The sequence below is a fragment of the Eubacterium sp. AM46-8 genome (genome assembly GCF_003466705.1).
In the GTDB taxonomy this organism is placed as follows: Bacteria; Bacillota; Clostridia; order Lachnospirales; family Lachnospiraceae; genus Lachnospira.
Map to the genome: position 1 here is coordinate 34254 of NZ_QSEU01000003.1, position 12757 is coordinate 47010.

Here is a 12757-nt window from a genome sequence, read left to right on the forward strand (position 1 = left end):
TATACTATATCTATAGGAAGATATTGTACATAAAAATTAATAGAGGGGAAAGCTAACTAACTTATGATTAATGTTAATAAAACGAAAGAAAGTATTCAGAACGTTTTAATATTTTTTACCGATGCGATAGCAGTGTTTCTTGCATATTATCTTTCTGGATTCATATGGCTGACAGGTTACAGACACCAGTCATTCTGGAGAGTCATGCAGACACTTAACAGTAATATAATTACTATAATTATAGCAATTCTTATTACAGCTCTTTTCTGTAATATTAAAGGAGATGTTCTTAATAGGGGAAAGTTTGAAGAATTTGCTTCTGTTATTAAGAAGAGTCTTATTGCTTCAGCAGTCATAGCTGTATATGAACTTCTAAGTAAGACAATACATGGTGTTCCAAGAAGTGTATATGTTATAACATTTTTCCTTGGAATAGTTCTCATGTATATATTAAGAATGCTCGTTAAGATATATATGAGACACCGTAATGGGGGAATCCGTACATATAGTATTCTTGTTGTTACAATTAAAAGCCGTGCCGAAGATACACTTGCAAAGGCTGCATCAAGAAACGACTGGATGCGCCGGCTTGATGGTGTTGTAATTACAGATGAGGATATGACAGGTCAGACAATCTCAGGTGTTCCTGTCGTTGCAAATGTTCATTCTATGATGAGATATATTAAGAATGAAATTGTTGATGAAGTATTTATAGATGTTGATTATAAGACACGCGAAAGTATCAAGCCAATGGTCATGGAGCTTGAAGATATGGGTGTGGCAGTTAATCTTAAGCTTGAGATTCTTGACAGCTATAAGGATTTCGATTGTAAGCTCGGTTTCATAGGAAGTGTACCTGTCATTACATTTGCTAACAGAATATATGACTGGAAAGGGTTATTCGTTAAGAGATGTATAGATATTCTTGGTTCGCTTGTTGGTCTTGTGTTTATGGTAATTGCAATGATATTCGTTGCACCTGCAATTATGATTGAATCTCCGGGACCAATCTTTTTCAAACAGAAACGTGTTGGAAAGAATGGTCGTTATTTTGAGATATATAAGTTTCGTTCTATGTATATGGATGCTGAGGAACGAAAGAAAGATCTTATGGCACAGAATGAGATGAGTGGTCTTATGTTTAAAATGAAAGATGACCCTCGTATAACTAAGGTTGGCAAGTTTATAAGAAAGACAAGTATTGATGAGCTTCCACAGTTCATTAATGTTCTTAAGGGAGATATGAGTCTTGTTGGTACAAGACCACCAACGGTTGGAGAGTTCAAGCAGTATGAAGGACATCATAAGAGAAGACTTTCTATGAAACCAGGCATCACAGGAATGTGGCAGGCTTATGGAAGAAAGACAGTTAGTGATTTTGAAGAAATTGTTAAGATGGATCTGGATTATATTGATAACTGGAGTATCATGCTTGATATTAAGATTTTGTTTAAGACAGTTCAGTCAGTATTAACTACTGGTGGACAGTAGAATAATTACCCCCTGTGGTATCGCCAGATACTGCAGGGGGTAATTTTATCTAGACATTATGTACATTAACATAGAATAATTATAGTAAAGTTGCACAAAATCAGTTGATTATATAGAAAATATACATAAAAATTAACCATAATGCTTATTGACGCAAATCAGCGGTTGGGTTAAAATGATAGTAACTTTTGGTATAGGGGACATGCTGTAGTGCAACATGTCGAAAAGAACATGTTATATGCTGTTAATAACAGGAACTTTACTATGCCTACAATATAATAAGGAGGATTTTATGAAAAAGGGTAAAAGAATTTTAGCCGCTTTTTTAGCAGTGCTTATGGTGGTTGCTATTATGCCAACAAGCTGGGCAACTAAAAAGGTAAAAGCCGCTACAGAGACAAAAGTATATACTCTTAATGCTAATGACCTTGAAGCAGTAGCTCAGGGAACAAAGGCAGATGGAGATGTCGTAAAAGCGGGAACAGATAATTTCTTTAGCATTATCTGTAGTGCCAAGACAAAGTTTGATGCTTCAAATAAGTCATTCAGTGATGGATTTGAAGGGACACAGAGAATTAACTTTGGCGAAGGAACAACAACAGCAAAGAATGCTATCAGATTCACAACAGAAGGTACAGCCACAGTAACAGTATGGTGGGCATGTGGAGATGCTGGACGTGAAGTAACTATTCTTGATAAAGATGGTAAAGCGGTAGCAACAACATCAGAAGGTCTTGCAAAGAATGCAATGGCTATCTCAACATTAACAGTACCAGAGGCAGGAACATATTATCTTGGTAATACACCAAAGAGCAATTATATTTTTAAGGTTCAGGTATCTGATGAAGTTGAAATTAAACCAACATACAAGGAAGTAACAACAGTTCTTAATGCTAATGATCTTGAGTCAGTAGCTCAGGGAACAAAGGCAGATGGAGATGTTGTAAAGGCTGGCGAAGATGATTTCTTCAGCATTATCTGTAGTGCTAAGACAAAGTTTGATGCTTCAAATAAGTCATTCAGCGATGGATTTGAAGGAACACAGAGAATTAACTTTGGCGAAGGAACAACAACAGCAAAGAATGCTATCAGATTCACAGTTGAAAGTGCAGCAACTGTACAGGTATGGTGGGCATGTGGAGATGCTGGACGTGAAGTAACTATTCTTGATAAGGATGGTAAAGCAGTAGCTACAACATCAGAAGGTCTTGCAAAGAATGCAATGGCTATCTCAACATTAACAATTCCAGAAGCAGGAACATACTATCTTGGTAATACACCAAAGAGCAACTATATTTTCAAGGTAGCAGTTACACATACTGTTGAAGTTACAGGTGGAGATGATAAGCCAGAAAGAACAGCATGGGCTGATGTAGCAACACCTGTTATTACATCTGCAGTTCAGGATGGAGCAAATGTTAACGTAACAGCAGATGCATCAGTTGGTTACAATGGAGCTGATAAGGTTGTTATTGTAATGTCAGATGCAGCTGGAAACGAAGTAAAGAGATTAATGTCTGATAACGAGGCAGAGAATGTAACAAAGTCATTCACTCCAAGTGAATCAGGTACATATACATTTAAGGCTATCATTTCTAGAGATGGAGAAGAAGATAAGGTAAGTGAGGTAGTTAATGTTGACTATGCACTTCCTCTTTCAGCACCATCAATCAGCAGCGCAACAAGCATGGGTAATGGTACAGTAAGTCTGTATGGCAGTCAGTTAAGGAAGCTACTTCATACAATGTATATGTTGATGGAACAAAGGTTGGCTCTACAACAGAGACAAGCTATGACGTTACAGGATTAACAGTTGGTAATAAGTATGATTTTGCAGTTGAAGCAGTTAGAGAGACACCAGCTGCTGTATCTGATAAGTCAACAATATCTGCAACAGCAACATCTGATGCTAAGCAGGTATGGGGCTATATCGTATATGGTAATGGTGCAAGCGAATCTAATTCAGCATATGAAGGAAACATTAATGAAACAGGTTCCGTTACATTAAGATCTGGAGCAGTAGATGCTAATGGAGTTCTTAAGGGAAGCGGTAATAACGGAAAATTAGTTCCAGCATCATTCGATGGTCTTAATTTCTATTATACATCAGTACCTACATCACTTAACTTTACATTAAGAGCTAAAGTAACTGTAGATCAGTGGAATTTATCAAACGGTCAGGAAGGCTTCGGTCTTATGGCAGCAGACAGACTTGGCGGTTCTGGATGGAACAATTCTTATATGGCTGTAGTTTCTAAGACAGAATATTACTGGAATGAAGAAGCTGGTAAGGTTACTAATGATACAACAGCACTTAAAGTATCTCAGAAGATTGGTATTGCTTCACAGGAGAAGAAGGGTCTTACTAAGGATAACATTGCAGCAATAGAAGCTAATGATACTGAAACAGTAAAACAGTTCCAGAGTGCTATGTATCCTCTTGAGCAGAGATATGCACAGAATGTCAATGTTATTGGTAATGCTGTTAAGCCAGTTGATGCAACAATAGAGAATCCTGTTACTGAGATGTATCTTACAATTCAGAAGAATAACACAGGATATTTTGTATCATACGAATCAGTAGATGGAACATATTCAACAACTAAGAAGTATTATGATACTGAAACATTATCACAGCTTGATTCTGATAATGTATATGTAGGTTTCTTCACAAGTAGATATGCACAGGCAACATTCTCAGATGTAACATTTACAACAATTAACCCATCTGATGATGCTCCAGCAGAAGAGAAGCCAATTGAAGAATTAGTAACTAATGCAGCATTTAATTCTAAGACTGCAACAGGTACAAGCGATTATGAATTCAGATTCACAGCTAACTGTGATGGTGTTCTTTCTATCTGGGATAGTGAAGATAACGCAATTGCTACAGATGTAGCTGTTGCAGCTAATACAGTTGTTAAGCCTGCAACAACAACACTTAATGTAGGTAAGAATTCATTTAGATATGTATTTACACCAGATGCTGGCTATATTCCAGAAAAGGATATGGTTATGTCATCATATGAGCCAATTGAAGGCACATTTACTGTAACATACAGAACATATGGTGTTGAAGGACAGTCAATTTATGTAGCACCAGGTAAGTATGGTGTTGGTACTAAGGAAGATCCAATGAGCATCTATGATGCTGTTAAGTATGTACAGCCAGGACAGACTATTGTTGTTATGGAAGGTACATATTACCTTGAGAAGACAGTTAAGGTTGAGAGAGGCGTTAATGGTACAGCAGATAAGCCTATTCAGATGGTAGCTGATACAGATGCTTCTTCAAGACCAGTATTTGATTTCCAGGGATTATGTGCAGGTATGGTACTTGCAGGTGATTACTGGTACTTCCAGGGATTTGATGTAACTAATTCAGCTAATGCACAGAAGGGTATCCAGCTTTCTGGTAAGTACAATACAATGGATAACATTATGACTTACCACAATGGTAATACAGGTCTTCAGGTTAGCAGATATCTTACAACAGATGAATTTGATATGTGGCCAGCATATAACTTAATTCTTAACTGTACATCATATGGTAATGCCGATGCAGGTTATGAAGATGCTGATGGTTTTGCAGCTAAGTTAACAGTTGGTGATGGTAATGTATTTGATGGCTGTATCTCATACAACAACGCTGATGATGGATGGGATCTTTTTGCTAAGGTTCAGTCAGGTTCAATTGGTGCTGTAACAATTAAGAATTCAGTTGCTTATGGCAATGGTTACCTTGAAGATGGTACAGATGCTGGTAACGGTAATGGATTTAAGCTTGGTGGTGACAGCATGTCAGGCAAGCATGTTCTTGAGAACTGCGTAGCATTTGATAACAAGGCTAAGGGTATTGATTCTAACTCTTGTCCAGATATTAATGTAATTAACTGTACAACATTCAATAATGAGTCTTATAATATTGCTCTTTACACAAATTCAGCTAAGAATACAGATTTCTCAGCAACAGGTGTACTTTCATACAGAACATATATGAAAGATAATGTTGAGCAGTTTAAGTTACTTGGAACACAGGACAAGACAAAGGTTGATAACGATACTAACTACTTCTGGAATTATGAAGGAACAGCTAAGAATTCAGCTACAACTGTAACAGATGACTGGTTTGAATCAGTTGATACAGCAATGGATTATGCAACACATGTATATGCATCACATAAGGTAACAAGAAATGCTGATAACACAATCAACATGAATGGTCTTCTTGTACTTACAGACAAGGCAGCAGCTAATACAGGTGCAAGAATGACTGGTACTCCATCAGCTAAGATTGAAGTTCCTGAGGGAATTAAGGGACATAAGACAATATCTATAACAGGTAAAGATGTTGTTAAGGGTAATACAACAGATGTTGCAGTTATTCAGGGAACATCTACAGATATTGTGTGGACAATCGATGCAGATGCATCTACATTTGATTATATTGTGGTTGATGATGTAGTTCTTGATGCTTCTAAGTACACAGTAGTAGCTAATGGTAACACAACAGTTGTTACATTCAAGGCTTCTTACATTAAGAGCTTAAAAGCAGCAGAGCATACATTCAGAGCTTGCTTTACAGATGGTTACATTGCAGAGACTAAGCTTGAGGTTCTTCCTAAGACAGGTGATTTTGCTGGTAATATGACAGCTGTATATGCAATACTTATGCTTATGGCATTACTTGCAGGTTCAGTAGTTCTTTTCGAAAGAAGAGAAAGAGAGCTTAATAAAGCTATAATTTAATAAAACATATGACTGAGGTCTGGATTTCCAGGCCTCAGTTTTTGTATATAGATATATAACTATTATTGTATAATTATTACAAAGTAATATCTAGTTTTAACGACTTTTAGAAAAACATTTACTAAAAGTGTTATTGACTATTTGTTCTATTAGATGGTACTATTATTACAGATTTATGAAAAGGAAAAGGAGGCTTTTTTCATGAGAAAAAGAACTAAAAGAATGTTGTCTGTTCTTATGGCAGCTTTAATGGTTGTTAGTATTATGCCGGTTAACGGCTCTAATAACATTGTTGCTAAAGCATCGACAGCAAGTGAAGAGTCTTCTGTTGTGACATGGTCAGCAGCAGATATTCTTGCAGCACAAGAAGGAGACTCAGGATTAGTGTTATGTGGCTCAGGATGGGCTAATAATAATGCTACAGATGACAAGACATTTGAAGACGGTTTTAGTGCATTAGGAGATAATGCCAAGGCAGGATCTACAAAGGCACAGACTAATGGAAAGACAGCAGCAGGAACAGTACCAGATAATGGATGCTATGTAAAATATACAGCACCTGTTAATGGTGAATTAGCTATTAATACTAAGATAGGAAAGGGAAAGACTTTCTATGTAATAGCAGAAGATGGAACTAAGGTAGCAGAAGTAAAAAATGGAACTTCTGGAAGTACATATAATACTGTCAAGGCAGAAGTAGAAGCAGGAAAGACATACTATGCATACCTTGGAGGAGCAACAGCTCAGATCTGGCAGGTATACTTTACACCTGCAGAAGCAGAGTGGTTAGCTGCAGATATATTAGCTTCAACAACATATAATAATGGTTTAACATTATGTGGAACAGGCTGGGCTAATAATAATGCCACAGATGACAAGACATTTGATGATGGGTTCAGTGCATTGGGAGATAATGCAAAAGCTGGTTCAGTAAAAGCACAGACTAATGGAAAGACAGCAGCGGGAACAGTACCAGATAATGGATGTTATGTGAAGTATACAGCAGCAGCTAATGGAGAGTTAGCAATTGATACTAAGATAGGAAAGGGAAAGACTTTCTATGTAGTAGCAGAAGATGGAACCAAGGCAGCAGAGGTGAAAAATTCCACAGATGCAAGTACATATAATACTGTTAAAGCTAAGGTAGAAGCCGGTAAGACATATTATGCATACCTTGGAGGAGCAACAGCTCAGATCTGGAAAGTATATTATTCACAGTTAAATAAGAAGACTGTAGTTGACTGGGAATCAGTAGCAAAGCCAGTTATCAGTAAAGTAGAAGCGGGATCAGATGGCTTTACTGTTACTGTTGAAGGAATTGTGGATGAGTATAATGGGGCTGAAGATATTGTGGTAACAATGCTTCATAATGATGGACAGGCTGGAGAAGCTGTTATAAAGAGATCAGAAGGAACAGCAACAGTTAATTTTACAGCTCATGAAAGCGGTGATTATACATTTGTAGCAACAGCACAGAGATTAGGTTGTGCTGATAAAGCTTCAGATGTTTATGAAGTAAAAGATTTTGTGCTCGGTGTTAAGATGCCAACTATTACATGGGTTGAAAACAAGGGTAATGGAGAAGTATATCTTGACTGGGTTAATATAAGTGATGCAAAGGATTATACTTTAACATATAAGGTTAAAGGTTCTGATGAAAGCACAGCAGTTAAGATTGATGGAATCACAGAAGGTGATTATACAGTTAAGAATTTAACAGTTGGAAGTACATATGTATTCAGTGTTGTTGCAAATAGAGCAGATGGATATTGTTCATCTGTTTCAGAAAAAGAGTTATCAGTAACTGCAGATACACAGAAGAACTGGTATGTATCAACTGTTGGTTCAGCTCAGGAGACTAAGGCAACTATCACAGAGGCTGATGGTAATGCACAGGTTATAAATATTGCTAATGGTGATACAGCATCTACGAAAGTTGCTACAGTTGAAGCAAAAGATATTACTAATACAACAGGAAGTATGGAAATTCAGGCTAAGGCTTCAGGAAAGATTTCTGATGATGAAGATGGATTCTCATATTACTATACTAAGGTTAATCCAGAGAAAGAGAACTTTGAATTAACTGCAACATTTACAGTAACAGATGCATCTCTTACACCTGATAATCAGACCGGTTTTGGTGTTGTAGTTGCAGATACATTAGGTGTTAATAACTGGGGTGCACCAAGTTATGTACACAAATATTTTAACTACTTCTCATCAATGATGTACAGCTCTAAGAATAATGCACCAACAATGCGTTATATCACAGGTTATACATCAGCAGATACATCTAACAAAGATGGTGTAGACAGAGTTAATAATAATGTTAAGTTTAACCAGTTAACAGGAACAGATATGTTTAAGGTTGGTGCTGAGTATACATTTACAGTAAGAAAGACTGATGATGGATATGAAGCAGTTGCAACAACAGAGAATGGAACACAGACACAGAAGCTTACAGCTAATGATTTTACATCAGTACAGGAAGATGGAACTGTAGTTGTAGGTGTTATGGTAGCAAGAAAGATTGGTGTTAAGATTACTGATATTAAGTTTACTACATCAGAAAGTAAGGGACTTGCAACATCAGAGGTCGTAGAAGACAAGGTAACACCATCAATCAGAGTATATTCTTCTAACACATGTGGAGCAGGTGAGTATGAATACACAGTAGTTCCTAATTGTGCAGGAACTTTAAAGGTAACAGGAAGTGCTGACGGTAAGGCTATTTCTAAGGAAGTAACAGCTGATGAGGCTGTAAGAATTCCAGTTGCAGTTAATGTTGGAAGTAATACTATTAAGGCAGAATTTGAACCAGCAGCGGCAGCTAATATTACATCAACTACAACAGTAACAAGTGAAACAAATGTTACTCGTAAGGTATATGGTGAGGCTGGACAGACAATTATTGTAACTCCAGATGGTAAGACAACTGGTGACGGAACTGAAGAAAGTCCATTAGATATTAATACAGCAGTTTCATATGCACAGCCAGGACAGACTATTCTTATGAAGAATGGTGTATATGATAAATGGATTACAATTAACAGAAGTGTATGCGGAACAGCAGATAAGCCAATTAATCTTGTTGCAGAATCAATCTCAACAGATGGAACTGATGGTGTTGTATTGTCAGGCGCAGGTCTTGCAGTAATCGGAAGTTATTGGCATGTATATGGTTTATATGTAAAGGATTCATCAGGGGTAGGTATTCAGGTAAGCGGTAACTATAATACAATAGATATGTGTACAGTAAATCATGCGGCAAACAGTGGTATTCAGATAAGCAGAAACGGTGGAGCTGATAACTATGCAGGAATTCAGGGTAAGTTATGGCCAACAGGAAATCTTATCAAGAACTGTGAGTCATTTGATAACTGTGATGCAGGAAGAAATGATGCAGATGGATTTGCAGCAAAATTAACATGTGGTGAAGGCAACAGATTCTATGGTTGTATATCACATAACAATATTGATGATGGCTGGGATCTCTATGCTAAGTCAGTATCTGGTACAATTGGTTCAGTTACAATTGAAAACTGTGTAGCATACAACAATGGATGGCTTACAACAGATGATGTAACTGCAGCAGGTTATAACTATGGTGAAGGTAATGGATTTAAGTTAGGTGGAGGATACCTTAAGGGTGGACATAAGCTTATTAACTGTGTTTCATTTGGAAATCATGCAAAGGGAATAACAAGTAACAGCTGTCCTGATATTTCTATTACAAGATGTACAGCTTACAACAACGGTAATGCAGATTCATATAGCGTAGGTCTTAATACAATGGATTCTATGCTTAAGGAGTGGAAGGTTAGCGGTCTTATATCTATGTCTAAGGCAGATTTAACTGCTAAGGCAGACCTTATTCCTTTCTCACAGCATGGAGATGATAACTACATTTATAATGGATCAGAATCATACAATAATCTTGGTCAGAAGGCTACAGATGAGTGGTTCGAGAGTGTAGATACAACAATCAGACCATCAAGAAATGCAGACGGAACAATTGATATGCATAATCTCTTGGTTATTAAGAGTGGCGTATTAAGCGATAATGTTGGTGCAAGACTTGATACAACAAGTGAAGAAGCAATAAGCGTTAAGCCACAGGCTGGCGAAGTTGTATCTCATGTATTTGAGTGGACAACAACTAAGGAAGCAACATGTACAGAAAAGGGTGAAAAGCATGGAACATGTACAGTATGTGGACATGAAGAAACAAGAGAAATTGAAGCCCTTGGACATGAATTTGCTAATGAGTTCACAGTAGATAAGGAAGCTACTACTACAGAAGAAGGCTCTAAGTCACAGCACTGCTTACATGCAGGTTGTACAGAGAAGACTAATGTAACAGCCATTCCTAAACTTACAGCAGGCAGTGAAGAGGTTAATCCAACACCTTCAACACCTGATAATAAGGATGATGCAAATGTTCCATCAACAGGAACAGATACAACAGTTAAAGAGCCTTCTGCTCAGACAGGAGACACAATGCATGCAGTACCATTTGCATTGGCAATGATTATCTCAGCAGGAGTAGTTGTGATGGTTGTTTCTTCAAAGAAGAAAGTTGTAAAATAATAATTGAATAAATAATAATGGCGGCTGATAGATTTTCATATCAGCCGCCAATTTTTATTGTGTAAAGATAGTGATTAATATCATCTATCTGTAGTTCTGTAATGTAGGTGTTGAATTAACACCAAGTGGGTTAGTAACACCAGAAGCAGTAGTAACCTTGTATGTTACTGTTATGCTTGAACCAGGAGCAATTGAATTGCCAAATCTGTAGGCAACCTGAAGATTGTTGTAATTGCCAGTGTACATTGTATCTCCATTGCTCATCTCTATATCAGAGATAGTTCCGCCAGCAGGAGCAAATATATGGATATAACCAGTAATTGTTCCGCCGTAATTTCCAAGGATGTATCTACCGGCATTGATTTTGTCATTATCACTTAATGTATTGCTATATGTAGCAATTACTTCATAAGTGCTTGATCCATTGCTGTTAACAACAGGCTCACTTATCTGTGTGTCTATATTGAGGAACCATCCTAACTTACACGGATCAGAGATACTAAAGTATACTCCGGTTTCAGGATTTTGAGGATCTTCGTTAAGCCCACCGGAACAGCCTGCATTTTTAACAAGTTCCTGCTCTTCCTCATCTTCCATCCACATCATAACTGTACGGTTCTTAGCACCGTCTGAGAATACCTTATAATAATCACCAGCCTTCTTGACGTCAAAGTCAGATACAAGCTTTGCCATGGTAACCTTAGCTGTTTCTGCAAATAAATTATCAACATAATCGCCTGCGGAAGAAGAAGCATTTGCATTAAGATACTTGTAATAAAGGTCATATTGTAAAACCTGTGTAGCATTTTCACTTGTTAATTCTGTGCCATCGGAAAGTGTTACATTACCGATGTATCCAAGCATGTTCTGAATAATTGCAGGTGTAAGCGAAACAACACCATTAACGTGCTCAGAATTCTTCTGCTCGTAGGCAAGTGCCCATATATAAGCAACTCTTTCAAAGGCAGGATCAAAACATGCATCTCTTGGTGCGTTCATCCATGAACCAAAAAGCTCTTTTTCCTCATCTGTTATACCGGCAGCAGAAGGAGTGTGAGTTGAAAGAACATTATATACACTGCTGAAATCACCTATTGAAAGAATTCCATCGCGGATTCTTATGGTTCCAACTGAACCAGGGAAGCCGCCGGAAGCACGAATCTCAGAAGAGTTCTGTGCGGCAAGCAGATATGTTCTGTCAGAGCCATCTCCTATAAATGTCTTGAACAGAGGAAGGAACTCTTTGAGATTATCATATGAACCAGTCATTGAAGCAATCTGTGCAGAGTAATCAGATATCATGCTGTTAAGTCCCATAGGGAGATTAACCTGATTCATGGAATATACAATATCGTCAATCTTAGGCTCAATATCCTCGAGAAGAGACAGATATGCATTAATAACAGTAATGTTAAAACCTTCATCTACCTTCAGTTCCGATAAAGGATATTCTTCCAAAACAGCTGCTGTTGGACGTGCGATATCATTAGATGCTTCATCTACAAGAGAGAGAAGTTTCTCTACGGAGTCTATATAACCTTTGAACTTAGGAACTTTATAGACTATTTTCCATAGAGGCTTGTCTAATGTGGCATTAATATTGTCAAGTGCTATATCAAGCTCATCGCATGCTGCATATGTGGAATCAGCATCCTGTGCCTTCAGTGCAGATAATACATTTTTAAGGTCTGCTTTAAGGACTACAGCCTGATGCTTTATATCAGATATTTCTTTTTTAGCAGTAACAGCACCAAATGCTCCGCCTAATCCTAGAATAAAAATTACCGCAATTACAACGCCGATTATGATACGTTTTCGTTTATGCTTCTTTGTATGGTGCGAGTGATGATGCGAATTACCGGAATTATGTGAGTGGTGATAGTGATGTTCATGTTCGCTCCACTCAAATGACATTTCATCCATGTAT

The 12757-nt window shown here is 37.4% G+C and carries 5 protein-coding genes; 4 read left to right on the forward strand and 1 reads right to left on the reverse strand.

Annotated features, from left to right (window positions below; all coding sequences use genetic code 11):
* Nucleotides 1-63: 63 nt before the first annotated feature.
* The 4 genes from DW963_RS02615 (at nt 64) to DW963_RS02635 (ending at nt 10830) form a co-directional block, all read left to right on the forward strand.
* On the forward strand, nt 64-1491 hold the full coding sequence (locus tag DW963_RS02615) for a sugar transferase (RefSeq protein WP_117913729.1): 1428 nt from the start codon (nt 64-66) through the stop codon (nt 1489-1491).
* 292 nt (nt 1492-1783) lie between these two features.
* On the forward strand, nt 1784-3301 hold the full coding sequence (locus DW963_RS02620) for a hypothetical protein (RefSeq protein WP_117913730.1): 1518 nt from the start codon (nt 1784-1786) through the stop codon (nt 3299-3301).
* Nucleotides 3302-3471: 170 nt separating this feature from the next.
* On the forward strand, nt 3472-6240 hold the full coding sequence (locus tag DW963_RS02630; protein WP_502694399.1) for a right-handed parallel beta-helix repeat-containing protein: 2769 nt from the start codon (nt 3472-3474) through the stop codon (nt 6238-6240).
* Between the two features lie 201 nt (nt 6241-6441).
* A complete protein-coding gene (locus tag DW963_RS02635) occupies nt 6442-10830 on the forward strand; it encodes a right-handed parallel beta-helix repeat-containing protein (protein ID WP_117913733.1) in 4389 nt (1462 codons plus the stop codon).
* Nucleotides 10831-10914: 84 nt separating this feature from the next.
* On the opposite strand, the gene DW963_RS02640 is transcribed toward DW963_RS02635, so the two are convergent.
* On the reverse strand, nt 10915-12753 hold the full coding sequence (locus DW963_RS02640) for a DUF4012 domain-containing protein (RefSeq protein WP_286168956.1): 1839 nt from the start codon (nt 12751-12753) through the stop codon (nt 10915-10917).
* Nucleotides 12754-12757 lie beyond the last annotated feature (4 nt).

Coding starts and splice junctions, on each gene's coding strand:
- DW963_RS02615 (WP_117913729.1), top strand. CDS start 64: ATGATTAATGTTAATAAAACGAAAGAAAGTATTCAGAACGTTTTAATA.
- DW963_RS02620 (WP_117913730.1), top strand. CDS start 1,784: ATGAAAAAGGGTAAAAGAATTTTAGCCGCTTTTTTAGCAGTGCTTATG.
- DW963_RS02635 (WP_117913733.1), top strand. CDS start 6,442: ATGAGAAAAAGAACTAAAAGAATGTTGTCTGTTCTTATGGCAGCTTTA.
- DW963_RS02640 (WP_286168956.1), bottom strand. CDS start 12,753: ATGGATGAAATGTCATTTGAGTGGAGCGAACATGAACATCACTATCAC.